We start from the raw sequence: 26,324 nt of genomic DNA on the forward strand, positions 1-26,324 counted from the left end.
AGGGAATATCGTGGGTCAAAAAATTAATCCAATCGGACTTCGTGTTGGTGTAATCCGTGACTGGGACGCGAAATGGTACGCTGAAAAAGATTTCGCATCACTTTTACATGAAGACTTAAAAATTCGTAAATTTATTGATAAAGCATTGAAAGACGCATCAGTATCTCACGTTGAGATTGAGCGTGCTGCTAACCGTATCAACATTGCTATCCACACTGGTAAACCAGGTATGGTAATTGGTAAAGGCGGTTCAGAAATCGAAAAACTTCGTAACAAATTAAATCAACTTACTGACAAAAAAGTTCACATTAACGTAGTTGAAATCAAGAAAGTTGACCTTGATGCACGTTTAGTTGCTGAAAACATTGCACGTCAATTAGAAAACCGTGCTTCATTCCGTCGTGTTCAAAAACAAGCGATCGGTAGAGCAATGAAATTAGGTGCTAAAGGTATCAAAACACAAGTTTCAGGTCGTTTAGGCGGTGCAGACATCGCGCGTGCTGAACAATATTCAGAAGGAACTGTACCACTTCATACTTTACGTGCAGACATTGACTATGCACATGCAGAAGCTGACACAACTTATGGTAAGTTAGGTGTTAAAGTATGGATTTATCGTGGTGAAGTTCTTCCTACTAAGAAAAATAGTGAAGGAGGAAAATAATTATGTTACTACCAAAGCGTGTAAAATATCGTCGTCAACATCGTCCTGACACAAAAGGTCGTTCAAAAGGCGGTAACTTTGTAACATTCGGTGAGTTCGGTATTCAAGCTACTACAACGTCTTGGATTACATCTCGTCAAATCGAATCAGCTCGTATTGCTATGACACGTTACATGAAACGTGGCGGGAAAGTTTGGATTAAAATCTTCCCTCACACACCATACACACAAAAACCTTTAGAAGTACGTATGGGTGCTGGTAAAGGTGCGGTTGAAGGCTGGATCGCAGTTGTTAAACCAGGTCGTATTTTATTTGAAGTTGCAGGCGTATCAGAAGAAGTTGCGCGTGAAGCATTACGTTTAGCGAGCCACAAACTTCCAGTTAAAACGAAGTTTGTAAAACGTGAAGAATTGGGTGGTGAAACAAATGAAAGCTAAGGAAATTAGAGACTTAACCACTTCAGAAATCGAAGAACAAATCAAATCTTCAAAAGAAGAGCTTTTTAACCTACGCTTTCAATTAGCTACAGGTCAATTAGAAGAGACGGCAAGAATTAAAACAGTAAGAAAAACAATTGCGCGTCTAAAAACTGTTGCACGTGAAAGAGAATTAGAACAAGGTAAAGCAAACCAATAATTGATTGAAAGAGGAGGTTACTAAAGTGAGCGAAAGAAATGATCGTAAAGTTTACGTTGGTAAAGTTGTTTCAGATAAAATGGACAAAACAGTGACTGTTTTAGTTGAAACATACAAAACACACAAACTATATGGCAAACGTGTAAAATACTCTAAAAAGTACAAAGCACATGACGAAAACAATTCAGCTAAATTCGGAGATATCGTTAAAATCCAAGAGACTCGTCCTTTATCAGCGACAAAACGTTTCCGTTTAGTAGAAATCGTCGAAGAATCAGTAATCATTTAATGACTATAAAGATAAGGGAGGTTTAATCATGATCCAACAAGAAACACGTTTAAAAGTAGCAGACAACTCTGGTGCACGTGAAGTACTTACAATCAAAGTATTAGGTGGATCTGGCCGCAAAACTGCTAACATCGGTGACGTCATCGTAGCAACTGTTAAAAATGCTACACCTGGAGGCGTTGTTAAGAAAGGCGATGTTGTTAAGGCTGTTGTTGTACGTACAAAATCAGGTGTACGTCGTAAAGACGGTTCTTACATCAAATTTGATGAAAATGCATGTGTTATCATTCGTGATGACAAAGGACCACGTGGTACACGTATCTTCGGACCAGTAGCACGTGAATTACGTGAAGGAAACTTTATGAAAATCGTTTCCCTAGCACCAGAAGTACTATAATCGACCGTTAATTATAAATAATAAATTCCAAGGAGGTGCCCACATGCATATCAAAAAAGGTGACAACGTAATCGTTATCGCAGGTAAAGACAAAGGTAAAACAGGTAAAGTTGTAGCAACTGAACCTAAAAAAGACCGTGTCGTTGTGGAAGGTGTGAACATCGTTAAAAAACACCAAAAACCAACTCAAATGAATCCTGAAGGTGGAATCTTAGAAACTGAAGCAGCAATTCATGTTTCTAACGTACAAATATTAGACCCTAAAACAAATGAACCTACTCGTGTAGGCTACAAATTTGTTGATGGTAAAAAAGTAAGAATCGCTAAAAAATCAGGCGAAGAAATTAAGTCTAATTAATATCTAGTTGAAAGGAGGATCCACTTTGAACCGTTTAAAAGAAAAATTTAACTCAGAAGTTACACAAAACTTAGTTAAAAAGTTTAACTACAGCTCAGTAATGGAAGTACCAAAAATCGAAAAAATCGTCGTGAACATGGGTGTTGGTGACGCAGTACAAAACTCAAAAGTGTTAGACAACGCTGTTGAAGAATTAACTGCAATCACTGGTCAAAAACCATTAATTACTAAAGCGAAAAAATCAGTTGCGACTTTCCGTTTACGTGAAGGTATGCCAATTGGTGCTAAAGTAACATTACGTGGCGAAAGAATGTATGAATTCTTAGACAAATTAATCTCAGTTTCATTACCACGTGTACGTGACTTCCGCGGTGTATCTAAAAATGCATTCGATGGTCGCGGTAACTACACATTAGGTGTTAAAGAACAATTAATCTTCCCTGAGATTGACTATGATAAAGTATCAAAAGTACGTGGTATGGATATCGTTATCGTTACTACTGCTAACACAGATGAAGAAGCGCGTGAATTATTAACTCAATTCGGTATGCCGTTTCAAAAATAATCTCTAAAGGAGGCGAATTAAGTGGCTAAAAAATCAATGGTTGCTAAGCAACAACGTAAACAAAAATTCCAAGTCCGTGAATATACACGTTGCGAACGTTGTGGTCGTCCACATTCTGTATATCGTAAATTTAAACTTTGCCGTATTTGTTTCCGTGAATTAGCTTACAAAGGTCAAATTCCTGGCGTACGTAAAGCTAGCTGGTAAAAATTTAACTCTTGAAAGGAGGCAACAACTATGACATTGTCAGATCCAATTGCAGATATGCTTACTCGTGTAAGAAACGCAAACATGGTGCGTCACGAAAAATTAGAATTACCTGCATCAAACATTAAAAAAGAAATTGCTGAAATCCTTAAAAATGAAGGTTTCATCAAAAATGTAGAATATATTGAAGATGATAAACAAGGTGTTATCCGTTTATTCTTAAAATATGGTTCAAATAACGAACGTGTTATTACTGGTCTTAAACGTATTTCAAAACCTGGTTTACGTGTTTATGCTAAAGCAAACGAAGTACCTAAAGTATTAAACGGTTTAGGTATTGCATTAGTTTCTACTTCTGAAGGTGTGATCACTGATAAAGAAGCAAGAAAACGTAACGTAGGTGGAGAAGTATTAGCTTACATTTGGTAATATTAAATAAATAAGGAGGTGCCAGAGCATGAGCCGTGTTGGTAAAAAAATTATCGAAATCCCTAGTGATGTAACTGTAACGATCGAAGGTAATACAGTTTCAGTAAAAGGGCCTAAAGGTGAATTATCACAAACTTTAAACGAAGAAATGACTTACAAACAAGATGAAAACACACTTGAAGTTGTTAGACCATCAGATTCTAAAGAACACAGAACTGTTCATGGTACAACTCGTGCGTTAATCAATAACATGGTACAAGGTGTATCTAAAGGATACGAAAAATCACTTGAACTTATCGGTGTAGGTTACCGTGCACAAGTACAAGGTAGCAAACTTGTATTAAACGTAGGTTACTCTCATCCAGTTGAAATCGAAGCTGCTGAAGGTATCACTTTCTCAGTAGAAAAAAATACGACAGTTAAAGTTGAAGGAATCGACAAAGAATTAGTTGGTGCAACAGCATCAAAAATTCGTGACGTTCGTCCTCCAGAGCCTTACAAAGGTAAAGGTATTCGCTACCAAGGTGAATATGTACGTCGTAAAGAAGGTAAAACTGGTAAATAATAAATAACTCTATTAAGAAAGGAGTATTGACATGATCAGCAAAATTGATAAAAATAAAGTACGTTTAAAAAGACATGCACGTGTTCGTACGAAATTGTCAGGTACTAGCGAAAAGCCACGTCTAAACGTATATCGTTCAAACAAACACATCTATGCACAAATCATCGATGATACTAAAGGCGTTACTTTAGTACAAGCTTCAACGAAAGATAGCGATGTAGATGCTTCTGCAACAAAAGTTGAAATGGCATCTAAAGTCGGTGAAGCAATTGCTAAAAAAGCAAATGAAAAAGGAATCGAAGCAGTTGTATTCGATCGTGGAGGATACTTATTCCACGGACGTGTGAAAGCACTAGCAGATGCAGCTCGCGAAAATGGACTTCAATTTTAATTTAAAAGGAGGGACAATTTAAATGGCTCGTAGAGAAGAAGAAGTTAAAGAATTTGAAGAACGCGTTGTTACGATTAACCGTGTTGCTAAAGTTGTAAAAGGTGGACGTCGTTTCCGTTTCACTGCACTTGTAGTAGTAGGTGACAAAAATGGTCGCGTTGGATTCGGTACAGGTAAAGCACAAGAGGTACCTGAAGCAATCAAAAAAGCAGTAGAAGCTGCGAAAAAAGATTTAATTACAGTTACTCGTGTTGACGGTACTACACCACACACAATCACTGGACGTTTCGGTTCAGGAAGTGTTTTAATGAAACCAGCAGCTCCTGGTACTGGTGTTATCGCTGGTGGACCAGTTCGTGCCGTATTAGAGCTTGCAGGTATCACTGATATCTTAAGTAAATCATTAGGTTCTAACACACCAATCAACATGGTTCGTGCGACAATCAATGGTTTGAAAAACTTGAAAAATGCTGAAGATGTTGCGCGTTTACGCGGCAAAACAGTAGAAGAATTATACAATTAAGGAGGGAAACAGATAAATGGCTAAATTACAAATCACCCTCACTAAAAGCGTTATTGGGCGTCCAGAAACACAACGTAAAACAGTTAAAGCGCTTGGTCTAGGTAAGATCAACTCTTCTGTTACAGTTGAAGACAACGCAGCAATTCGTGGACAAATTAACAAAGTAAGTCACTTAGTATCAGTAGAAGAAAAATAATTAAGGAGGTGCCAAAATGAAATTACATGAATTAAAACCATCAGAAGGATCACGTAAATTACGTAACCGTGTCGGCCGTGGTGCAGGTACAGGTAACGGTAAAACAAGTGGTCGTGGTCAAAAAGGTCAAAAAGCACGTTCAGGTGGTGGCGTAAGACCAGGTTTCGAAGGTGGTCAATTACCATTATTCCGCCGTATTCCTAAACGTGGTTTCACAAACATCAACCGTAAAGAATACGCTATTGTTAACTTGGACCAACTTAATCAATTTGAAGATGGTACTGAGGTAACACCTGAGTTATTAATCGAAACAGGCGTAGTTAAAAATGAAAAAGCTGGCATTAAAGTTTTAGGCAATGGTTCATTAGAAAAGAAATTAACTGTTAAAGCACACAAATTCTCAGCTTCAGCTAAAGCCGCTATCGAAGCGAAAGGCGGAGCACAAGAGGTGATCTAATGTTTCACACGCTTGTGAACTTTTTTAAAACAAAAGAAGTTCGTAACAAGATACTTTTTACTCTTGCAATGTTAGTCATTTTCAAAATAGGTACGTATATCCCAGCACCTGGTGTTAATCCAGCAGCATTTGATAATCGACAAGGTTCTCAAGGCGTCACTGACTTGTTAAACACGTTTGGTGGCGGAGCCTTGAAGAACTTTTCCATTTTTGCTATGGGAATAATGCCCTACATTACTGCTTCAATCGTTATGCAACTCTTGCAAATGGATATTGTACCTAAGTTTACTGAATGGGCGAAACAAGGTGAAACAGGACGTAGAAAGTTAAGCAACTTCACGCGTTATTTCACAATTGTTTTAGCATTTATTCAATCGATTGGTATGTCGTTCCAATTCAATAATTATTTGAATGGAGCACTCATCAAAGAACAAAATGTTTGGTCATATTTGTTAATAGCAATAGTACTTACATCAGGAACTGCATTTTTAATGTGGTTAGGTGAACAGATCACGCAATATGGTGTTGGTAATGGTATTTCTATTATCATCTTTGCAGGTATTTTATCTACATTACCGTCTGGACTCATGCAATTTTATCAACAAGAGTTTATTGGACAAGATGATGTGACATTCGCTTGGTTGAAAGTGGCTGGACTAGTTGTCGGTATGATTTTATTAACTGTCGGCGCGGTTTATGTACTGCAAGCGATTCGTAAAATACCTATTCAATACGCAAAGAAACAATCTAATATGCGTCTTGGTTCACAAGCAACATACTTACCATTAAAAGTTAACTCTGCTGGTGTTATTCCAGTCATCTTTTCAATGGCATTCTTTTTATTACCAAGAACATTATCATTGTTCTTCCCGGATGCCGACTGGGCACAAAAGCTAGGTAACTATGCCGATCCATCAAATGGTGTTGGTATGATTGTATATGTTGTCTTGATTATCGCATTTGCTTATTTCTATGCATTTGTTCAAGTAAATCCTGAAAAGATGGCAGAAAATCTTAAGAAGCAAGGCAGTTACGTTCCAGGGATTCGTCCTGGCGAACAAACGAAAAAATATATCACTAAAGTCTTATATCGCTTAACGTTTGTAGGTTCAATTTTCTTAGCGGTCATTGCGATTTTACCAATTATCGCGACTAAATTTATGAACTTACCACAAGCCATTCAATTAGGTGGGACAAGCTTACTCATCGTTATCGGTGTTGCTATCGAAACAATGAAAAGCTTAGAAGCACAAGTGAATGAAAAAGAATATAAAGGCTTTGGTAGACGATAATTTGTAGGAGGGCACTTATGAACATTATCTTAATGGGATTACCTGGTGCTGGTAAAGGAACTCAAGCGAGTGAGATTATTAAAAAGTACCCTATTCCTCACATTTCAACGGGGGATATGTTCAGAAAAGCGATTAAAGATGAAACTGAACTTGGTAAAGAAGCGAAATCCTATATGGATCGTGGAGAACTTGTACCAGACGAGGTTACAGTTGGGATTGTAAAAGAACGTATCTCTGAAGACGATGCAAAGAAAGGTTTCTTATTAGACGGATTTCCTCGTACGATTGAGCAAGCTGAAGCATTAAATTCAATCCTAGAAGAACTTGGAAGAACGATTGACGCAGTTGTGAACATCGAGGTGCCAGAAGAAGAGTTAATGAATCGTCTAACAGGTCGTCGTATTTGCGAGACTTGTGGCACAACGTATCATCTTGTTTTCAATCCTCCAAAAGTTGAAGGTATTTGTGATATTGATGGTGGTAAGCTTTATCAACGTGAAGACGACAACCCTGAAACTGTTGCGAACCGTTTAGAAGTGAATGTAAAGCAATCTAAACCTATTTTAGAGTTTTACAGTCAAAAAGGTCTTTTGAAAAACATCGACGGGTCAAAACACATTGATGAAGTAACATCAGATGTGATTGAAATTTTAGAGTCACTTAAATCATAACGGCTTGGTGAGATCTTTTGAATCAGTCGTTAACTTTGAAAGCATAAATTGATTTTTATGGTGACAAGGCTTTATAGCGATTGTGTTAAAGTGAGTATAACCAAAGTAGACCGTTCATGAATAAATATTCTATATCCTTACAACAAAAGGGAGGCGTTATTCCAAATGGCAAAACAAGACGTTATCGAACTTGAAGGTACAGTATTAGATACTTTACCAAATGCAATGTTTAAAGTAGAATTAGAAAATGGTCATGAAATTCTAGCACATGTGAGTGGTAAAATTCGTATGAACTATATCCGTATTCTACCTGGCGACAAAGTAACAGTAGAAATGTCTCCGTATGATTTAACACGCGGAAGAATCACATATCGTTATAAATAATTGTCACTCCAACATTGAAGGAGGTATAAAAATGAAAGTAAGACCATCAGTAAAACCAATTTGCGAAAAATGTAAAGTCATTAAACGTAAAGGTAAAGTCATGGTAATCTGTGAAAACCCTAAGCATAAACAAAAACAAGGTTAATTAAAAGAGAGGTGTAAATTATAATGGCACGTATTGCAGGAATTGATATCCCACGTGATAAACGCGTAGTAATCTCATTAACTTATATCTACGGTATCGGTAAAACATCAGCACAAAAGATCCTTTCAGAAGCAAACGTTTCAGAAGACACACGTGTTAAAGACCTTACTGACGATGAGTTAGGTCGTATTCGTGAAGTTGTAGACGGTTATAAAGTTGAAGGTGACTTACGCCGTGAAACAAACTTAAACATCAAACGTTTGATGGAGATCTCATCTTACCGTGGTATTCGCCACCGTCGTGGTTTACCAGTTAACGGTCAAAAAACTAAAAACAACGCTCGTACGCGTAAAGGCCCAGTTAAAACTGTAGCTAACAAGAAAAAATAATAGGTAAAGGAGGCAAATTATACTATGGCACGTAAACAAGTATCACGTAAACGTAGAGTGAAAAAGAATATTGAAAACGGTGTGGCTCATATCCGTTCAACATTCAACAATACAATTGTAACAATTACAGATGAATTCGGTAATGCTTTATCATGGTCATCTGCGGGTGCGCTTGGTTTTAAAGGTTCTAAAAAATCTACACCATTCGCAGCACAAATGGCTTCTGAAACAGCTTCAAAAGCAGCGATGGAGCATGGTTTAAAATCAGTAGAAGTAACTGTAAAAGGCCCTGGCCCAGGTCGTGAGTCAGCGATCCGTGCATTACAATCAGCAGGTCTAGAAGTAACAGCGATTAAAGACGTTACTCCAGTTCCACATAATGGTTGCCGTCCACCAAAACGTCGTCGCGTATAATTAAATTTTCGTTTTGTCACAAATCACTTGAATTTAAAGTTTATGCAAGTCGACGTACTTAAGGAGGATATGTAAATGATTGAAATTGAGAAACCTAGAATTGAGACAATTGAAGTTAGTGATGATGCTAAATTCGGTAAGTTCGTTGTTGAACCATTAGAGCGTGGTTATGGTACTACACTAGGAAACTCCTTACGTCGTATCCTACTATCATCATTACCAGGTGCGGCTGTGAAGTATATCGAAATTGAAGGTGTGTTACACGAATTCTCAGCAATTGATAATGTCGTTGAAGATGTTTCTACAATTGTGATGAATATTAAAAAGTTAGCACTTAAGATTTATTCTGAAGAGGATAAAACACTTGAAATCGATATTAAAGAAGAAGGCGAAGTCACTGCGAAAGATATCATGCATGACAGTGATGTTGAAATTTTGAACCCTGATCTTAAAATTGCGACAGTGTCTAAAGGTGGTCACCTTAAGTTACGTTTAGTTGCGAATACAGGACGTGGGTATGCATTAGCTGATCAAAATAACTCAAGTGATCTTCCAATTGGTGTGATTCCAGTTGATTCATTATACTCTCCAGTAGAGCGTGTGAATTACACAGTTGAAAACACACGTGTGGGACAAAGTTCTGACTTCGATAAATTGACATTAGACGTTTGGACTGATGGTTCAATTACACCACAAGAGTCAGTATCTTTAGCTGCTAAAATTATGACTGAGCATTTAAATATCTTTGTTGGCTTAACTGACGAAGCACAAAATGCAGAAATCATGATTGAAAAAGAAGAAGATCAAAAAGAAAAAGTATTAGAAATGTCTATTGAAGAATTAGACTTATCTGTACGTTCATACAACTGTCTTAAACGTGCGGGTATTAACTCAGTACAAGAACTCGCTGACAAATCAGAGGCTGATATGATGAAAGTTCGTAACTTAGGTCGTAAGTCTCTTGAAGAAGTAAAATACAAATTAGAAGACTTAGGTTTAGGTCTAAGAAAAGAAGATTGATAAAGGAGGTTAACTCATGGGTTACAGAAAATTAGGTCGTACTTCAGATCAACGTAAAGCAATGTTACGTGATTTAGCAACATCATTAATCGTAAGTGAACGCATCGAAACGACTGAAGCACGTGCGAAAGAACTTCGTAGCGTAGTTGAAAAATTAATCACTTTAGGTAAAAAAGGTGACTTAGCTTCTCGTCGTAATGCTGCTAAAACTTTACGCAACGTTCAAATCTTAAATGAAGATGAGACGACTCAAACTGCACTTCAAAAATTATTCGGTGAAATCGCTGAACGTTACCAAGAACGTCAAGGTGGTTACACTCGTATTCTTAAAGTGGGTCCACGTCAAGGCGATGGCGCACCAACAGTAATCATTGAATTAGTATAATTGATACACACTACTACATGAAAGCAAATGAGTGCAACGATAATGTTTGCCACATACAAATATTGTCTAGCTCAGAGTACCCCATCTAACTAAATATTGACGACAAAGCGTGAACTCAATAAAGGTGGGGTGCGCGCTTTTTTATGTTAATGATGGGCTGTTATTGATGCATCATGACAGATGAAATAAGGGAAGGGTATGAGATGATGGATGGTCTCATACCCTTTTTTGTACGAAGCGATGTTGACGGATAACGCGTGTAAAATATGTATCAACAAGCTAAGGTGTGATCATGACTTTATTGAATCTACGTCAAACATTTCCGATACATATACAAATGACGCTGTTTTTTGTAAAATAGTCATATTAGCACACAAAGGAGGCGCAAGAAATGGAACACGAATACTTGATAGAGTTTGATCACGTTTCATTTCAATATCATGAGGATCAACCGAAAGTTTTAAATGATATCCAATTCAAAGTTAAAAGAGGAGATTGGTTATCCATTGTAGGTCATAATGGTTCAGGTAAATCGACATTAGCGAAACTGCTCACAGGTATTGAACAAGATTACGAAGGGGATATTCGCATTAATGGAAGTTCTATCAAAGGCGTGGACCGCTCAGCTTTTCTTCACCATATTGGCATTGTGTTTCAAAATCCTGAAAACCAATTTGTAGGTTCGACCGTGAGTTTTGATGTCGCTTTTGGTTTGGAAAATAAAGGTCTATCCTATGATGAGATGCATGAAATTGTGCCTTCAGTGCTCAAAGATGTGGATATGTATGACAAACAGCACCATGAACCGACTGCACTTTCTGGTGGTCAAAAACAACGTGTTGCGATTGCGAGTGTGTTAGCACTTGAACCGCAACTAATTATTTTTGATGAAGCAACGGCGATGTTAGATCCAGAAGGTCGACGTGAAATATTAGCGATGGTCAAAGCACTCAATCAAAACAAAGGTGTGACAGTGATTGCGATTACCCATGACCTGTCAGAAGTCGTGTCATCAGATCGTGTGATTGTGATGAATCACGGCGAAGTGTTTTTAGATGGAACGGTTGAGACGATTTTTGAACAAGGTGCGCAATTAGTAGAGATTGGTTTGGACTTGCCTTTTGAGATGCGTATGGCTCAAAAGCTGAATATGAGCCATTCATTTATGACTTATGAAGGATTATTGGAGCGGTTGACATGATTAAATTTGAAGAAGTTTCGTATACGTATCAAAAGAAAACACCATATGAATATCAAGCGTTGAATCAAATCACCACTGAATTTTTGCCGGGACTTTATTATGCGATTATCGGGAAAACAGGTTCAGGCAAGTCAACGTTGATTCAGCATTTCAATGGTTTGTTGAAACCGACACGAGGTAAAGTCCAATTACTTGATGTCACAGTCGATCGTAAAACTAAAGATAAGCGTCTTAAATCGATTCGTAAGCGTATAGGAATGGTCTTTCAATTCCCTGAGTCACAGTTGTTTGAAGAGACCGTGGAAAAGGAAGTGCTCTTTGGACCTCGAAATTATGGACTGAACTTAGATGAAGCACGTGACAAAGCGATGACGTTACTCGGTGAACTGGGCTTTGATGCTGAAAAAATTATGCAGCAGTCGCCATTTATGCTTTCAGGAGGACAAATGCGTAAAGTCGCACTCGCTGCCATATTAGCGATGGATCCTGACATTTTAATTTTAGACGAACCGACAGCAGGGTTAGATCCACGAAGTAAGGCGCAAGTGATGGCGTTATTTAAAAAGTTGCAGTTAGAAGAAGGCAAAACAATTATTTTAGTAACGCATGATATGAACGATGTCGCGCAATATGCAGATGAGCTTAAAATTATGCAGCGTGGGACTTTAATTGAATCCACGACACCCAATGACTTTTTTCAACGGCCTGATGATGTCAACGCTTTGCACTTGTGCCTACCTGATATTGTGCGTTTACAGCGTGATGTAGAAGCAAAATTAGGTGTCCAGTTCGACAAATTAGCATTAACAGAAGCGGCGTTTGTGGAGATTTATGAAGAATGGAGGCAACGTCATGAAGGATAAGTTAATCATTGGGCGTTTTCTTCCGTTAGATACAGTGATTCATAGATTAGATCCAAGGGCTAAACTAATATTTGTATTTTTATTTATTATTATTATTTTTATGAGCCATCATCCTTTAAGTTACTTATGGCTCGCCATCATATTACTCACGATGACGCAACTCGCACGTATTCCATTATGGTTTCTCATTAAAGGTTTGTTGCCCGTCTTTTTCTTTTTAATTTTAACCTTTATCATGCACTTGTTTCTCACAAAAGGGGGCACACGTTTGATTGAGTGGGGCTTCATTACCATTGATTCGAACGGAATTAGAGAAGGAATACTCATCGTGCTACGACTTGGATTTATTATGATTGTTTCAACGATTTTGACATTAACGACGAGTCCATTGAATTTAACTGACGCATTTGATCGTCTGTTTAAACCGTTGAAATATATTAAAATTCCTGTCGCGGCGTTAAGCATGATGATGTCGATTGCATTACGCTTTATTCCGACATTAATGGAAGAGCTAGATAAAATCATATTATCTCAAAAATCACGAGGCTCTGATATTAGTTCTGGTTCATTGATGGCGAGAATTAGAGCGTTCATCCCGTTACTCATTCCACTGTTTATATCCGCATTTCAACGTGCAGAAGAGCTGGCCATTGCGATGGAAGTGAGAGGTTATGATGCAAATGCAGAACGTACGAGTTATCGAATATTAAAATGGCAACTCAAAGATACATTATTAATAGTCAGCCTGATTCCAATTGCAGTAGTATCGCTATGGTTAGGCCACACTTTTTAAAGAAAGGACGATATTATGCAACGTGTCCTCGTTAAAATTAGTTATAACGGTGCACAATTTTTAGGATTTCAAATTCAAAATGAAGGGCGCACTGTGCAAGGATACTTTGAAAAAATATTGAAGCGTATGCATCAACAGCATGTACGTATTCATCCATCGAGTCGAACGGATCGTGGTGTCCATGCAAAAGAACAATACTTTCATTTTGATACGCATTTAAACATTACGCCTGAGCGTTGGCAATATGCGATGAATAGTGCATTGCCTGATGATATTTATGTTCATGAAGTGCGCATGATTGATGCTGACTTTCATTGTCGCTATGACTGTGTCGGGAAGCGTTATCGTTATAGCATTTATCAAGCCGAACATCGCAACCCGTTTTGGTCACAATTGAAAACATTCGAGCCGAAAACTTTGGATATTGAAGCGATGCAACGTGCGGCACAGTATTTTATTGGTACGCATGATTTTACGACGTTTTGTTCGCAAAAAACAGAGGTTGAAAGTAAAGAACGTATGATATATGAAAGTCGAATTGAACTAACGGCAGAGGGTATAGATTTCGTGATTACTGGTTCCGGGTTTTTATATAATATGGTGCGCGTGATTATGGCGTATTTATTAGAAGTTGGTAAAGGGAAGCGGTTAGCAGAAGACGTTCCGAATTTGCTCGCACAACAAGACAGAAACCTTGTACCGCACACTGCACCAGCTGAAGGACTGTATTTAGAGAAGATTTATTTAGCACCAGAGCAGTTAAGCGCAGACTTTGGTGACGACATTCAAATTCACTATAAAAAATCAACACAAATTTAACGAAACACATTGACTTTATACGCTAAAACCTATATCATAGTTAACGGTATTGTTTTATATCACCCCACGATAAGCCCCGGAAACTTATTGTGTTACAAGATATATAAGCAGGAAAGAGCAACAGCTAACGGAATAAATAGCGCACTGGATTGTTTCGTACAATCACCCAAAAAACTATAGAAACATTTATTCACTAGGAGGACTCAATTATGCGTCAAACATTTATGGCAAATGAATCAAACATTGAGCGCAAATGGTACGTTGTCGATGCTGAAGGACAAACATTAGGTCGTTTATCATCAGAAGTAGCAAGTATCTTACGCGGTAAAAATAAAGTAACTTACACACCACACGTTGACACAGGTGACTACGTAATCATCATCAACGCATCAAAAATCGAATTTACTGGTAACAAAGAAAACGATAAAATCTACTACCGTCACTCAAATCACCCAGGTGGTTTAAAATCAATCACAGCTGGAGAGTTAAGACGTACAAACCCAGAACGTTTACTTGAAACATCAATCAAAGGTATGTTACCAAGTTCACGTTTAGGTGAAAAACAAGGTAAAAAATTATTCGTTTATGGTGGCGCTGAACATCCACACGCTGCACAACAACCAGAAAACTACGAGTTACGTGGTTAATTAGAAGGAGGAAATGACATTGGCACAAGTTGAATATAGAGGCACAGGCCGTCGTAAAAACTCAGTAGCACGTGTACGTTTAGTACCAGGTGAAGGTAACATTAAAGTAAATGATCGTGACGTACGTGAATACTTACCATTCGAATCATTAATCTTAGACTTAAACCAACCATTCGACGTAACAGAAACTAAAGGTAACTATGACGTTTTAGTTAACGTTCACGGTGGTGGCTTTACTGGTCAAGCACAAGCAATCCGTCACGGTATCGCGCGTGCATTATTAGAAGCAGATCCTGAATACAGAGGTTCATTAAAACGTGCTGGTCTATTAACACGTGACCCACGTATGAAAGAACGTAAAAAACCAGGTCTTAAAAAAGCCCGTCGTTCACCTCAGTTCTCAAAACGTTAATATCGATTATATATTATATTTCAAGACATCTTCTCATTGTGGGAAGGTGTCTTTTTTATTGTTGAACTTTCTTTTTATTAATATGGATGTTTTGAAAAAGTGAGGTATCAACAACTTATAGAAAGAGACAAGTGATTGGAAGAAATAGAAATCAGACTTAATTTCTTGATAAGAGAGAGATGAAGCAACCAGACGAATTGAAAAATGTGGAAGTCATTATGGTATGATATATGACATCAATGCGTGTGAAATCAAAAGAAAGACTGCTATGTTGTATAATGATAGGGTGATTGATTTTGTCACCTTTATATCAATATACAAATAGCAGTTAAAGTCATATAAAATGTATTATGCTTTGATCCAATCGTCAGTAGACATGACCGTTGAAAAATTGCTTAATGACGAAATAAATGCGTTTTGTACATCACTTGCTTCAACATCATTGCCATTAAATGTTAAAGTGCGTGTCGCAGTCGCATCATGAATCAACACAGGATGGTAACCTAACTCAGCGGCAGCTCTTGTTGTAGAATCAACACACATATGCGTCATCATACCAGTAATGACGAGCGTATCAACCTCTAGCTGGTCCAATGTTGCTTGAAGTTCTGTTTGTAAGAAACTGTTCGGAAAATGCTTCTCAATGATGATACTGTCATCTTGCAATGAGAGTTCAGAGTGTAGTGCCACGCCCTCTGTTCCTTTTTCAAAAAACGCTGGATTTGGTTGTGTATTGATATGTTGAATATAAATGATAGGTAAGTTTTTCGATTTAAAGTCATGCTCAAGTTGTTGAATATGATGAAGGGCCTTTTCTGGTTCGTGTAAAGCCATTTTCCCTCCACTGAAATAATCGTTCTGAACATCAATAATGAGTAAACCATATTTTGTCATAACCCAATACCTCCTTAGTTTCTATCATTAGCATAAACGAGATGGACTAAATGATAAAGTCGTTGAGAAGCGGAAAGTAGATGACTATTAAAGGTAGGACCCTATGCATATATCATGTATAATAGGTTACATATATACTTGAGAAGGTTTTGAACTGGTGATTATGAAATGAGGTGAAATAATGGGAACAATCAATATTTTAAATAAAGTGTTTTCCAAAAATATGCTAAGGGAATTAACACATGAAGGTAAAAGTGAGCTACTGGACAAGGCTTATCACCAAATTTTTAATGAACATGCATCTCATCTAAATAATCATATTAAAATGCAACAACTTTACGCTGTGTTAAAAAAGGATTATCGTAATGAATATTTTTTTAAAAACACAATGTTAAACAAATTACTTTTAGGAAAACATTCTTTAAATACAACTGTGGCTATGACTGAATTACCGGTTAATCGCTCAAAAGCAGATTTCATATTGATTAATGGTAAGGCGGTAGTATACGAAATAAAGACGAAGCTGGACTCTTTACAAAGATTGAACAACCAAATCATGGATTATTACTCAGTGTTTGATCATGTCGAAATCATTGTAGACGAAGCACATCTTGATAAAGTAAAGGCATTATACTTAAATACGACGGTCGGAATTTCTGTGTTATCTAAGAAAAATACGATCAGTCAAAAACAGAAACCTGTCGAAAATAGGCAATGGTTAAATCATATAGCGATGTACAAAGTGTTAAGGAAAGCAGAAAGAAGTTCAATCATCAAAATGTTTTATGGATACAGTCCTGAAGTCGATCAATTTTCTGAGTATCAAGCATTATTAAAAATGTTCCAGAAAATTGAAATCGCGCCTTTGTATGAACAGTTTATTAGGCTATTAAAGAAAAGAAATACAGTTAAACTTTATCAAAATAATTTTATGAATGTACCGTATGAACTCAGATTTTTAACGTATTTTAGCCAATTCAAGAAAAAAGATTATCACAATTTAAATAAAGCATTAGGGGGAGGTAAATGACGATTACAAAATGTAGGGAAATGGCAGAATAAAAATGTTGCCTTTTCTACTCTTATTTCAAAATCAAAGTTGCTAAGTTATATGTAGCCTTTTTACAACGATATAGAGTACTTTAGAAAGGCAAGATACTAAGAAAAAATAAATTGAAGTATTAAACTCTAGACAATAGGGAACCCCAAAGCCCTTTAAACATATCATTTTCCTTTAACGTAAGCATCTACCAATAAAAGATTGAATTTTCTGTTTTTTTGTGTAAAATTTAATTGTCATGACATACAAGACATAATCTTATTGTCTAAATCGTTAATTTGAAACGCGACACTTTAAGTGAATGAGTTTGTTATGTCACGGTAGTCATTTCTGTTGCACTTTAATCAAAGAAAAGGCTATCAGTGACTATGTAGAAAGATAGGGTGAAAGAAATAGAGCTACGAAGAGTTGTTTCATAAAAGGGATTAAACAGTAAAGTAGGTATTTTAAAGGAGACATCATGAATAAAAGTATTATGGTATATCTGGTTTCTTATGCTTTGATTATATTGGGGAATAGTGCTACATTTGTCGCTGTATATTGGATTATTGGTGAAAAATCAACGTATTCAACTTTAGCTCTCGTCGTTTCAATCGTCTTTTTCATTAGATTTCTGACGTCTAGAATCATCACCAACAAAATTGATTTGTTTCATCATGTGAAGTTATATAGTCATTTGTTTATTACAAGAATTGTCATTTTGATTGTTGTGTTGTTTTCACTAAAATTTGTGGATTATGTATGGACGGTCTGTTTATTAACGATTGTTTTGAACTGTTTAGACGTGGTCAGTGGGTCGATTACGCCAAAATTTATTAAGAGTTTTGGAGAAGCACACATCGTTAAATTAAATTCATATATCTCAATTGTTGAAAAAGTGCTATATGTATTAGGGATGACAATAGGATCATTTTTAATCGCAAGAACAGAGATTAATGTTATCTTATATATTGAGTTGGTAATGTATGCTGTCAGTTTAGTCCTCATATTATCGATATCAAAAGATTTATTTTACAATTTTGAAAAGATTGCTCAAGAAGAAGAGAGTGATAGTTACGACACTTCTATTGTGAACTATATTTTGATTATAGCGATTGCAGCCAATATCATGATTACACCATATACAGCGCTGATCATACCGTACATTAGGGAAAAAATTAGTGCCAATCCTGATATCTTTACTGCAACGGAAGTATTTATGATGATAGGGGGCGTATTAACAGGGATATTGATATCAAAATATTTAACACTAGATTCGTATCAATCTGATAGGTTATTTGTATTGAGTGCGGTCGCTCAAGGTATTTTAGTCATACTCCTGTCGTTTAATTCCAATTTAGTAGTCTATTTTATCGTCATGACACTTTTAGGGGTGTGTATTACGACATTTAATATTCCGTTTTCTATCATTTTACAAAGTAAGGTGCCAATCAAAGCTATCGGAAAGGCAAAATCTCATATTATCAGCATATCGACTATATTTTCAGCAATTTCCTATGTTTTATCGTCGTTTTTGGTTAAATATGTTGATATCGCACACATATATATCATTTTTCCAGTATTAGGTATTATGACATTGGTCGTTTATAAATTTAGAGGAAGAATTAAAATAGGGACGTAAAAATAATGAAAACCAAGACTTTTTATGAAGGTCTTGGTTTTTTATTGCAATTAAAAAACCCCACTGACACAGTAGGGTGTTAATGAAATATTACATTGACGCTTTAAGCTTGTTTTAACTTAACTATGTTTATTTAGAACGAAGTAAAACTTCAAAATTATAATATCATAAGTATTCACAATTATCAAATGATTTGCGATAATATTAATAAATAAATTAAATGGGGGTAAGTGTATTGGTTCATCAACCTTATATTTTAAGTCTTGATATTGGTACAGGCAGTGTTGGTTATGCATGTATGGATAAAACGTTTAATATTTTAAAATACTATAATAAAGATGCGATTGGTGTTTACTTATTTGATGGTGCACAGACGGCTCAAGAACGTAGACAGTTTCGAACAACAAGACGAAGAAATAATCGTCGTATTAAACGTTTAGGTCTATTGCAAGAAATCTTAGCGCCTTTAGTTCAAAATCCTAATTTTTATCAATTTCAAAGACAGTTCACATGGAAAAATGACAACATGGACTTTAAAAACAAAAGTCTCTCTGAGGTTTTAAGGTTTCTAGGTTATTCTCCTAAAAAATACCCAACGATTTATCATGTACAAAAAGCACTTTTATTAGAGGACAAAAAATTTGATGCAGAACTGATCTATATAGCGTTATACCATTTAGTGAAATATAGAGGGCATTTTCTTTTTAATCATTTAAATATCGACAATTTAAATAATAATGAAAGTATGGACGATTTTGTAGAATTGGTTGAGCTATATGAAAGTATCAATCATATTTCTTTGAATCTTGATTACGAGAAGATAAAAGCAATCTATGAAATTTTACAAGATAATGAAATGACTAAAAATGATCGGGAAAAAGCGATTGTTAAAATTGAGAAAGCACTTAAACATTTTTCAAAAATGCTCTTAGGTCTTAAATTTAAAGAAGGAGATTTATTTAATCAAGCTGACAATGCAGAGGAATTGAAAGAAGCAAAACAATCGCATTCTTTTGCTGATAATTATGAGGAGAACTTAACGCCATTTTTAACGGTAGAACAATTAGAGTTGATTGAGAGTGCTAATAAAATCTATTTATCATTTACGCTTCAAGATATATTAAAATGGGATAAATCAACGGATGACTCAAATGACAACAAGTCAATGGCCATTTCAAAAGTAGTAGCTTACGATAAATTTAAAAATGAACTAAAACAAGTGAAAGATATTGTATATAAAGCGGATCCAACGAAAGTACAATTTAAAAAGATTTTTGTTTCGAGTAAGGAAAGTTTAAAACAATATGAAGCAAAACCGAAAAAAGAAAATTTAAGCAAGCTCTGTTTATTCGATCAATATTTAATTAGACCTAAAGCACAATACAAAATACTGATTGATGAACTCAAAAAAATCATCCCTCAAGAGAGTCCATTATATTTTGAAGCGGAAAATGACACGTTGTTAAAAGTTTTAAATACGACAGATAATGCAAGTATTCCAATGCAAATCAATTTATATGAAGCAGAAACTATTTTGAGAAATCAACAAAAGTATCATGCTGAAATCACGGATGAAATGATTGAAAAAGTTTTAAGCCTGATTCAATTTAGAATTCCTTATTATGTTGGGCCGCTTGTTAACGACCAAACAACAGCAAAATTTGGTTGGATGGAAAGAAAATCAAATGAACCCATTAAACCATGGAACTTTGATGAAGTTGTAGACCGTTCGAAAAGTGCGACTCAATTTATTAGACGTATGACAAACAAATGTACATATTTAATGAATGAAGATGTATTGCCGAAAAATAGTTTATTGTATCAAGAGATGGAAGTATTAAACGAGATAAATTCAATTCAAATTCGACAACAAACAGATTCAAAAAGTCGTAAATACAGATTGACACCTAAAATAAAATTATTTGCAGTAGAGCACATCTTTAAGAAATATAAAACAGTCAGTCATAGCAAATTTTTAGAAATCATGTTGAATTCGAATCATCGTGAAAGTTTTATGAATCACGGAGAAAAGCTATCTATTTTTGGAACACAAGATGATAAAAAGTTTGTATCGAAATTATCTTCCTATCAAGACATGACTAAAATTTTTGGGAATATTGATGGTAAAAGAGCACAAATTGAAGAAATTATTCTATGGATTACCATTTTTGAAGACAAAAAGATATTAGTTCAAAAATTGAAAGAAAATTATCCAGAGTTAACGTCACAACAAATCAATCAATTGAAAAAGTTGAATTACTCAGGATGGGGAAGATTGAGTGAAAGGTTATTAACACATGAGTATCATGGCCATTCGATTATCGAATTGTTAAGAAATTCTGATGAAAACTTTATGGAAATAATCACGAATGATGTATATGATTTTCAGAGTTTTATAAAAGAAGAAAATCAGGTACGATCAAACAAAATTCAATACCAGGATATTGCGGATTTAGCAACTTCTCCAGCTTTGAAAAAAGGTATCTGGTCAACGATTAAATTGGTGAGAGAGTTGACTTCAATATTTGGTGAACCAGAAAAGATTATTATGGAATTTGCGACAGAAGACCAACAGAAAGGTAAAAAGCAAAAAAGTCGAAAACAATTATGGGATGACAATATCAAGAAAAACAAATTAAAATCAGTAGATGAATACAAGCATATCATTGACGTCTCTAATAAATTGAGTAATGAACAGTTACAACAAGAAAAGTTATGGTTGTACTTATCCCAAAATGGAAAGTGTATGTATTCTGGGCAAAGCATAGATTTAGATGCACTACTATCTCCAAATGCGACAAAATATTACGAAGTGGATCACATTATCCCAAGAAGTTTTATTAAAGATGATTCAATCGATAATAAAGTATTAGTCATTAAAGCGATGAATCAAACGAAAGGGGATCAAGTTCCGTTACAATTCATCCAACGACCTTATGAAAGAATCGCTTACTGGAAAAGTTTAAATAAAGCGGGATTAATAAGTGACAGTAAATTGCATAAATTAATGAAACCAGAATTTACTGCAATGGACAAGGAAGGATTTATCCAGCGCCAGCTCGTTGAAACACGCCAGATTTCGGTACATGTGAGAGATTTCCTTAAAGAAGAATATCCGAATACGAAAGTGATCCCAATGAAGGCGAAAATGGTGAGTGAATTTAGAAAGAAATTTGATATTCCTAAAATACGTCAAATGAACGATGCACATCACGCGATTGATGCCTATTTGAATGGTGTCGTATATCACGGAGCACAACTTGCTTATCCTAATGTAGATTTATTTGATTTCAATTTCAAATGGGAGAAAGTAAGAGAGAAATGGAAAGCTTTAGGTGAGTTCAACACAAACCAAAAGACGAGAGAACTGTTCTTTTTCAAAAAGCTCGAAAAAATGGAAGTAAGCCAAGGTGAACGGCTTATTTCGAAAATCAAGCTAGATATGAATCACTTTAAAATCAATTACTCTAAAAAGTTAGCAAATACAACGCAACAATTTTATAACCAAATGCCAGAATCACCTAAAATAGCCGAAATAAAGTATGAATCCCCAAAAAGTGCAGATGCTGTATATACGAGTCTCAAACCACATCAAACATTTGTCGTTGCAATCAAAACAGCGACTAAAAAAGGCAAAGTGAAAATGCAATATCAAATGATTGATCATTATGTATTTGATTTTTATAAATTTACAAATGGTAATGAAAAAGAGCTCGCATTATACTTAGCGCGACGTGAGAATAAAAATGAGGTATTAGATGCCCAAATTGTATATAAACTTAACAAAGGTGACTTGTTGTATTTGAATAACCATCCTTGTTATTTGGTTTCAAGCAATGAAGTGATTAATGCAAAGCAGTTCGAGTTAACTGTTGAGGAACAACTTTCGTTATACAAGGCGATGAACAATAAAGAGACAAGTGTTGAAAAGTTAATCAAAACATATGAAGTTATAGCTGAAAAGGTAATCAATGAATATCGCCATTATTTAGATAGTGAGTTAAAAGAGGAAAGAGTTCGGACGCTTTTTTCAGGATCTCATCAAACACATGAAGACTTTATAGAAACATTAGATGAATTATTTAAAGTCGTTACAGCATCGGCTGCAAGATCAGAAAAAATCGGAAGTCGAAAAAGTGGTCTGGGGAATCGTGCATTTTTAGGCAAAGAGAAAGACGTTAAAATTGCATATACTTCAATTTCAGGATTGAAAACAACGAAGCCTAAATCATTGTTTAAATTAGCGGAGTCTAGAAATGAGCTTTAGAACGGTAATCATAACAAAAGAATCGAAATTGTCACTCCGAATGAATCAATTGATTGTTAAAAATGAAAATTTAAGTCGAATTCCATTAAATGAAATCTTGTGTCTAGTTATTGAGCATCCTAATGTTTCAATGACTGGGCATCTCATGAATGCGTTAAGTGATCGAAAGATTGTAACCATTTTATGCAATACAAAGCATTTGCCGAATTCTCTTTTGTTACCACTATTTGGTCATCATAGACAAGCGAGGCACATTCAAAAACAAATCAACTGGCAAAATGATCGTAAAGCAGGACTTTGGCAGTTATTGATTAAACATAAAATACTGAACCAAAAACAAGTTGTTCAAGAATGCTTTAAAGAAAGTAATACAGGATTATTTGACACGTTCGCGAATAGTGTAGCATTAGATGATAGTACCAATCGTGAAGGACATGCGGCAAAAGTTTATTTTAATATCATTTTAGATAGTGGTCATGCTAGAGGTGATGATAGCGCTCAAAATGCAGCTATGGATTATGGTTATCAAGTATTATTAGCGATTGTAGCAAGAACGATTGTAAGCAAGGGCTATCTTACCGAATTGGGTATCAAACATCATAATGAATTCAATGTTTATAATTTAGCTTCTGACTTTATGGAGATTTTTAGACCAATTATAGATTATTTGGTTTTAAAAAATGTAGCGCAACAATTTGGAACCGATCAAAAAAGAGCAATATTGAACATTTTAAATATAAAGCTAATGATTGACAACAGAAGATACTATTTTATGAATGCTGTAGAAATATATGTAGACAGTTTGTTTAAATATTTGTCGACTGGAGATAAAGAAGCTATAAAAATACCAACTTGGACATATTAATTTAACATGAAGTTTTAGAAAGTAAAAAATGATTATTAAGGGGATATGTGTTGAGGTGAGATATTTGAGATTAATTTTAATGTTCGACTTACCAGTAGAGACATCGAGTGAAAGACGGGCATATCGACAATTTGTTAAATTTTTAACGAATGAAGGATATGTGAGACTACAGTATTCTGTATATTGTAAGTTAATATTTAACAGTTCCACATTGAATCATCAAATGACTAAATTAAAAAGTATAGTCCCTTCAAATGGTATGGTGCAGACGTTGGTTATAACAGAAAATCAATTTTCAAATATGAAATATCTGGTAGGAGCGCCACCAAAAGGGCAGATAGGTTTGAGTTCTGAAAGAGTGATTGAATTATGAAAATTGCGAGTCATACTACAGAAGTTCTTGAAATTAAAGAAAGAAGTACAAATATTATAACTTTTGAAGATACTAATCTATGTGAAGCCTTTATACAAAACTTTACGGATTATATGATGAATAAGGCTATTGAAGATAGTCAGTTTGCACACTTTATATCAGACGACTATGAGACGATGAGCCCGAAAAACTTTAATCCGATTATTTTAAATTGCGGAGACACAAATTTATTAGGTCAAAAATTGATAGAAGAAAAAGTGTATCAACGTTTTGAAGAGCAAATTATTAATTATGAAAAAGCGAATCACTCATTTTTAAAGTTTGAACAAAGTCTAATTGATTTAAAAAATACGCTAGGTATATACGATGATGACTATCAAATAGAATTGCAACCATCGATTTTTAAGTTGAGAAGATTGCTAAAATTGTTTGGAATAGATTTTCATAATGAGCTTGAGGATTTAAACGAAATAAATAAAAGAAAAGTATTCATTGATCTGCTCATTCACTCAACAAAAGAAAACATTTTGATTGTATTATTTCCGGAGTCTTACCTCGGTATTCACGATATTAAAGTATTTATGCAACTTTTAAAGAAGTATCATTTCACAACGATCGTTTTCACCAATCATCCTTCTATCATCATAAATGAAGAAAACATATTTCTTTGTAAAAGTAATAAAGCGTGTCATGACATAGAAAAAATAAAGGAAGAATTATCGTTATTAATTCCAGAAGAAATGGTAAGTCATCAATTGACTAATATGATTGCATATCACGAATTTTTAGGTGAAAACCTTTCTGAGTTTGAAAGATATTTTAAGTTTATAAACCATTACAATTAAGTTATACTTAATTCAATGATTGACGAGTAAGTAATGACTATGTGACTTACTTTGTGATTGAGTAGGATAACACTATTCCTCGTTTTTAATGTTTTACTTCTTTCAATAGTGTTAAGCCTCAACTTTCTCTAGAATACAGTTAAGAATTTTGAGATTTGAGTTTTAGCACTATGTTTATTTAGAAAGAAGTAAAACATCACTACCCAAGTCAATGATATCTTCTTCGTTTTAGCACTATGTTTATTTAGAAAGAAGTAAAACCGCAGCAGGTGCCTTGATTGACGCGGTGACGTTTTAGTACTATGTTTATTTAGAAAGAAGTAAAACAAAAATTAAAAGTGATACGTGGAAAAAAAGAGTTTTAGTACTATGTTTATTTAGAAAGAAGTAAAACCGACACACGCTCATATCTACAAGTTGAAGGGTTTTAGCACTATGTTTATTTAGAAAGAAGTAAAACTATTTTCTGCCTTTTAACAAGACGTGTGTGTTTTAGCACTATGTTTATTTAGAAAGAAGTAAAACGTGGAAGTAGAGCACCTTATAACCTGAAAGTTTTAGCACTATGTTTATTTAGAAAGAAGTAAAACAGAGCGTCTGATAGCGTGAGGCAGGGTTAAGTTTTAGCACTATGTTTATTTAGAAAGAAGTAAAACTCTTACGAACGTCTGTCGACTTACGAATAGTTTTAGCACTATGTTTATTTAGAAAGAAGTAAAACGATAAAGCTATAAGTTACTTGAAAAGTAAGTTTTAGCACTATGTTTATTTAGAAAGAAGTAAAACAAATTCGCCAGTTTAAAGGGTCGCACGAATGTTTTAGCACTATGTTTATTTAGAAAGAAGTAAAACGAATATGTAGTTTGTCCAATTAGACCATAAGTTTTAGCACTACGTTTATTTAGAAAGAAGTAAAACTCATTCTCCATCGCGTGAGTTTATGCAATTGTTTTAGCACTACGTTTATTTAGAAAGAAGTAAAACAAATACAATGGTATACCATGAGTTAGTATCGTTTTAGCACTATGTTTATTTAGAAGAAAGTAAAACATTTGTTTCTGAATTCTTTTCTTTCTTATGTTTTAGCACTATGTTTATTTAGAAGAAAGTAAAACGGTAAAGGAGAAGAAATAACTAAGTTACTGTTTTAGGACTATGTTTATTTAGAAAGAAGTAAAACAGAAGTATTAATCAATGCGCGTGACGAGTAGTTTTAGCACTATGTTTATTTAGTAAGTATGACACCCCACTTTTAAATCAAATACGAACTACATTTATTTGCCTCAC

35 protein-coding genes and 1 CRISPR repeat array are annotated in these 26,324 nt (G+C 35.0%); of the genes, 34 read left to right on the forward strand and 1 reads right to left on the reverse strand.

Annotated features, from left to right (window positions below):
• Nucleotides 1–10 precede the first annotated feature (10 nt).
• The 28 genes from rpsC (at nucleotide 11) to rpsI (ending at nucleotide 15,112) form a co-directional block, all read left to right on the forward strand.
• Nucleotides 11–664, forward strand: a complete 654-nt coding sequence (rpsC, locus tag CCE82_RS04300) for a 30S ribosomal protein S3 (protein WP_014613218.1) — start codon at nucleotides 11–13, stop codon at nucleotides 662–664.
• Between the two features lie 2 nt (nucleotides 665–666).
• The gene (gene rplP / locus CCE82_RS04305) at nucleotides 667–1,101 is read left to right on the forward strand and encodes a 50S ribosomal protein L16 (protein ID WP_086428195.1); all 435 of its coding nucleotides are present in this window, start codon (nucleotides 667–669) and stop codon (nucleotides 1,099–1,101) included.
• Nucleotides 1,091–1,300 carry a 50S ribosomal protein L29 gene (gene rpmC, locus CCE82_RS04310; RefSeq protein ID WP_014613220.1) on the forward strand — a complete coding sequence of 70 codons (210 nt, stop codon included), beginning with the start codon at nucleotides 1,091–1,093 and terminating at the stop codon, nucleotides 1,298–1,300. The genes rplP and rpmC overlap by 11 nt, the downstream gene beginning before the upstream one ends.
• A 25-nt stretch (nucleotides 1,301–1,325) precedes the next feature.
• Nucleotides 1,326–1,589: a 30S ribosomal protein S17 gene (rpsQ, locus tag CCE82_RS04315; protein WP_014613221.1), complete on the forward strand. Its 264-nt coding sequence runs from the start codon at nucleotides 1,326–1,328 to the stop codon at nucleotides 1,587–1,589.
• Between the two features lie 28 nt (nucleotides 1,590–1,617).
• Entirely contained in the window at nucleotides 1,618–1,986 is a 369-nt protein-coding gene (gene rplN, locus CCE82_RS04320) for a 50S ribosomal protein L14 (RefSeq protein ID WP_014613222.1), read from the forward strand.
• 43 nt (nucleotides 1,987–2,029) lie between these two features.
• On the forward strand, nucleotides 2,030–2,344 hold the full coding sequence (gene rplX / locus CCE82_RS04325) for a 50S ribosomal protein L24 (protein WP_086428196.1): 315 nt from the start codon (nucleotides 2,030–2,032) through the stop codon (nucleotides 2,342–2,344).
• Between the two features lie 25 nt (nucleotides 2,345–2,369).
• Entirely contained in the window at nucleotides 2,370–2,909 is a 540-nt protein-coding gene (gene rplE / locus CCE82_RS04330) for a 50S ribosomal protein L5 (protein ID WP_085236877.1), read from the forward strand.
• Nucleotides 2,910–2,930: 21 nt separating this feature from the next.
• On the forward strand, nucleotides 2,931–3,116 hold the full coding sequence (locus CCE82_RS04335; RefSeq protein WP_009382778.1) for a type Z 30S ribosomal protein S14: 186 nt from the start codon (nucleotides 2,931–2,933) through the stop codon (nucleotides 3,114–3,116).
• Between the two features lie 30 nt (nucleotides 3,117–3,146).
• Nucleotides 3,147–3,545, forward strand: a complete 399-nt coding sequence (rpsH, locus tag CCE82_RS04340; RefSeq protein ID WP_014613226.1) for a 30S ribosomal protein S8 — start codon at nucleotides 3,147–3,149, stop codon at nucleotides 3,543–3,545.
• Between the two features lie 28 nt (nucleotides 3,546–3,573).
• Nucleotides 3,574–4,110: a 50S ribosomal protein L6 gene (gene rplF / locus CCE82_RS04345; RefSeq protein ID WP_086428197.1), complete on the forward strand. Its 537-nt coding sequence runs from the start codon at nucleotides 3,574–3,576 to the stop codon at nucleotides 4,108–4,110.
• Nucleotides 4,111–4,141: 31 nt separating this feature from the next.
• Nucleotides 4,142–4,501 (forward strand): 50S ribosomal protein L18, encoded by a 360-nt coding sequence (gene rplR / locus CCE82_RS04350; protein WP_086428198.1) that lies wholly within the window; start codon nucleotides 4,142–4,144, stop codon nucleotides 4,499–4,501.
• A gap of 22 nt (nucleotides 4,502–4,523) precedes the next feature.
• Nucleotides 4,524–5,024, forward strand: a complete 501-nt coding sequence (gene rpsE, locus CCE82_RS04355; RefSeq protein ID WP_014613229.1) for a 30S ribosomal protein S5 — start codon at nucleotides 4,524–4,526, stop codon at nucleotides 5,022–5,024.
• A gap of 16 nt (nucleotides 5,025–5,040) precedes the next feature.
• Nucleotides 5,041–5,220, forward strand: coding sequence for a 50S ribosomal protein L30 (gene rpmD, locus CCE82_RS04360; protein WP_019167905.1), 180 nt, complete (start codon nucleotides 5,041–5,043; stop codon nucleotides 5,218–5,220).
• Between the two features lie 16 nt (nucleotides 5,221–5,236).
• Nucleotides 5,237–5,677, forward strand: coding sequence for a 50S ribosomal protein L15 (gene rplO / locus CCE82_RS04365; RefSeq protein ID WP_014613231.1), 441 nt, complete (start codon nucleotides 5,237–5,239; stop codon nucleotides 5,675–5,677).
• Entirely contained in the window at nucleotides 5,677–6,969 is a 1,293-nt protein-coding gene (secY, locus tag CCE82_RS04370; protein ID WP_086428199.1) for a preprotein translocase subunit SecY, read from the forward strand. Before rplO ends, secY begins: the two co-directional genes overlap by 1 nt.
• A gap of 17 nt (nucleotides 6,970–6,986) precedes the next feature.
• Complete coding sequence (locus tag CCE82_RS04375; protein WP_086428200.1) at nucleotides 6,987–7,640, forward strand: adenylate kinase; 654 nt, start codon at nucleotides 6,987–6,989, stop codon at nucleotides 7,638–7,640.
• Between the two features lie 165 nt (nucleotides 7,641–7,805).
• Nucleotides 7,806–8,024, forward strand: a complete 219-nt coding sequence (gene infA / locus CCE82_RS04380; protein WP_001118443.1) for a translation initiation factor IF-1 — start codon at nucleotides 7,806–7,808, stop codon at nucleotides 8,022–8,024.
• 31 nt (nucleotides 8,025–8,055) lie between these two features.
• On the forward strand, nucleotides 8,056–8,169 hold the full coding sequence (gene rpmJ, locus CCE82_RS04385) for a 50S ribosomal protein L36 (RefSeq protein WP_002509257.1): 114 nt from the start codon (nucleotides 8,056–8,058) through the stop codon (nucleotides 8,167–8,169).
• A 23-nt stretch (nucleotides 8,170–8,192) separates the two neighbouring features.
• Nucleotides 8,193–8,558 (forward strand): 30S ribosomal protein S13, encoded by a 366-nt coding sequence (gene rpsM / locus CCE82_RS04390; protein ID WP_014613234.1) that lies wholly within the window; start codon nucleotides 8,193–8,195, stop codon nucleotides 8,556–8,558.
• Between the two features lie 24 nt (nucleotides 8,559–8,582).
• Nucleotides 8,583–8,972: a 30S ribosomal protein S11 gene (gene rpsK / locus CCE82_RS04395; protein ID WP_014613235.1), complete on the forward strand. Its 390-nt coding sequence runs from the start codon at nucleotides 8,583–8,585 to the stop codon at nucleotides 8,970–8,972.
• A gap of 75 nt (nucleotides 8,973–9,047) precedes the next feature.
• On the forward strand, nucleotides 9,048–9,992 hold the full coding sequence (locus tag CCE82_RS04400) for a DNA-directed RNA polymerase subunit alpha (RefSeq protein ID WP_086428201.1): 945 nt from the start codon (nucleotides 9,048–9,050) through the stop codon (nucleotides 9,990–9,992).
• Nucleotides 9,993–10,008: 16 nt separating this feature from the next.
• Nucleotides 10,009–10,377 carry a 50S ribosomal protein L17 gene (gene rplQ, locus CCE82_RS04405; protein WP_086428202.1) on the forward strand — a complete coding sequence of 123 codons (369 nt, stop codon included), beginning with the start codon at nucleotides 10,009–10,011 and terminating at the stop codon, nucleotides 10,375–10,377.
• 391 nt (nucleotides 10,378–10,768) lie between these two features.
• Nucleotides 10,769–11,578, forward strand: coding sequence for an energy-coupling factor transporter ATPase (locus CCE82_RS04410; protein ID WP_086428203.1), 810 nt, complete (start codon nucleotides 10,769–10,771; stop codon nucleotides 11,576–11,578).
• On the forward strand, nucleotides 11,575–12,441 hold the full coding sequence (locus tag CCE82_RS04415) for an energy-coupling factor transporter ATPase (RefSeq protein ID WP_086428204.1): 867 nt from the start codon (nucleotides 11,575–11,577) through the stop codon (nucleotides 12,439–12,441). Before CCE82_RS04410 ends, CCE82_RS04415 begins: the two co-directional genes overlap by 4 nt.
• On the forward strand, nucleotides 12,431–13,234 hold the full coding sequence (locus CCE82_RS04420) for an energy-coupling factor transporter transmembrane component T family protein (RefSeq protein ID WP_086428205.1): 804 nt from the start codon (nucleotides 12,431–12,433) through the stop codon (nucleotides 13,232–13,234). Before CCE82_RS04415 ends, CCE82_RS04420 begins: the two co-directional genes overlap by 11 nt.
• A 15-nt stretch (nucleotides 13,235–13,249) precedes the next feature.
• A complete protein-coding gene (truA, locus tag CCE82_RS04425; protein WP_086428206.1) occupies nucleotides 13,250–14,053 on the forward strand; it encodes a tRNA pseudouridine(38-40) synthase TruA in 804 nt (267 codons plus the stop codon).
• A gap of 209 nt (nucleotides 14,054–14,262) precedes the next feature.
• Nucleotides 14,263–14,700 carry a 50S ribosomal protein L13 gene (gene rplM, locus CCE82_RS04430; RefSeq protein ID WP_086428207.1) on the forward strand — a complete coding sequence of 146 codons (438 nt, stop codon included), beginning with the start codon at nucleotides 14,263–14,265 and terminating at the stop codon, nucleotides 14,698–14,700.
• Between the two features lie 19 nt (nucleotides 14,701–14,719).
• Entirely contained in the window at nucleotides 14,720–15,112 is a 393-nt protein-coding gene (rpsI, locus tag CCE82_RS04435; RefSeq protein ID WP_037542446.1) for a 30S ribosomal protein S9, read from the forward strand.
• A gap of 348 nt (nucleotides 15,113–15,460) precedes the next feature.
• Here rpsI and CCE82_RS04440 read toward each other — a convergent pair whose 3' ends face one another.
• On the reverse strand, nucleotides 15,461–16,006 hold the full coding sequence (locus CCE82_RS04440) for a cysteine hydrolase family protein (RefSeq protein WP_086428208.1): 546 nt from the start codon (nucleotides 16,004–16,006) through the stop codon (nucleotides 15,461–15,463).
• A gap of 181 nt (nucleotides 16,007–16,187) precedes the next feature.
• On the opposite strand from CCE82_RS04440, the gene CCE82_RS04445 reads away from it, so the two are divergent.
• The 6 genes from CCE82_RS04445 (at nucleotide 16,188) to CCE82_RS04470 (ending at nucleotide 25,037) form a co-directional block, all read left to right on the forward strand.
• The gene (locus tag CCE82_RS04445) at nucleotides 16,188–17,036 is read left to right on the forward strand and encodes a sce7726 family protein (protein WP_086428209.1); all 849 of its coding nucleotides are present in this window, start codon (nucleotides 16,188–16,190) and stop codon (nucleotides 17,034–17,036) included.
• 490 nt (nucleotides 17,037–17,526) lie between these two features.
• Entirely contained in the window at nucleotides 17,527–18,687 is a 1,161-nt protein-coding gene (locus CCE82_RS13245) for an MFS transporter (RefSeq protein ID WP_240507161.1), read from the forward strand.
• Between the two features lie 235 nt (nucleotides 18,688–18,922).
• Complete coding sequence (gene cas9, locus CCE82_RS04455) at nucleotides 18,923–22,954, forward strand: type II CRISPR RNA-guided endonuclease Cas9 (RefSeq protein WP_086428210.1); 4,032 nt, start codon at nucleotides 18,923–18,925, stop codon at nucleotides 22,952–22,954.
• The gene (gene cas1 / locus CCE82_RS04460) at nucleotides 22,944–23,819 is read left to right on the forward strand and encodes a type II CRISPR-associated endonuclease Cas1 (RefSeq protein WP_086428211.1); all 876 of its coding nucleotides are present in this window, start codon (nucleotides 22,944–22,946) and stop codon (nucleotides 23,817–23,819) included. Before cas9 ends, cas1 begins: the two co-directional genes overlap by 11 nt.
• Before the next feature lie 79 nt (nucleotides 23,820–23,898).
• Nucleotides 23,899–24,192, forward strand: coding sequence for a CRISPR-associated endonuclease Cas2 (cas2, locus tag CCE82_RS04465; RefSeq protein WP_240507163.1), 294 nt, complete (start codon nucleotides 23,899–23,901; stop codon nucleotides 24,190–24,192).
• Entirely contained in the window at nucleotides 24,189–25,037 is an 849-nt protein-coding gene (locus tag CCE82_RS04470; protein ID WP_086428213.1) for a hypothetical protein, read from the forward strand. Before cas2 ends, CCE82_RS04470 begins: the two co-directional genes overlap by 4 nt.
• A gap of 159 nt (nucleotides 25,038–25,196) precedes the next feature.
• A CRISPR array of direct repeats spans nucleotides 25,197–26,283; the repeat unit is 36 nt; unit sequence GTTTTAGCACTATGTTTATTTAGAAAGAAGTAAAAC.
• The last annotated feature ends 41 nt before the right edge of the window (nucleotides 26,284–26,324 follow it).

Origin of the sequence: Staphylococcus cornubiensis (assembly GCF_900183575.1) — a bacterium.
In the GTDB taxonomy this organism is placed as follows: Bacteria; Bacillota; Bacilli; order Staphylococcales; family Staphylococcaceae; genus Staphylococcus; species Staphylococcus cornubiensis.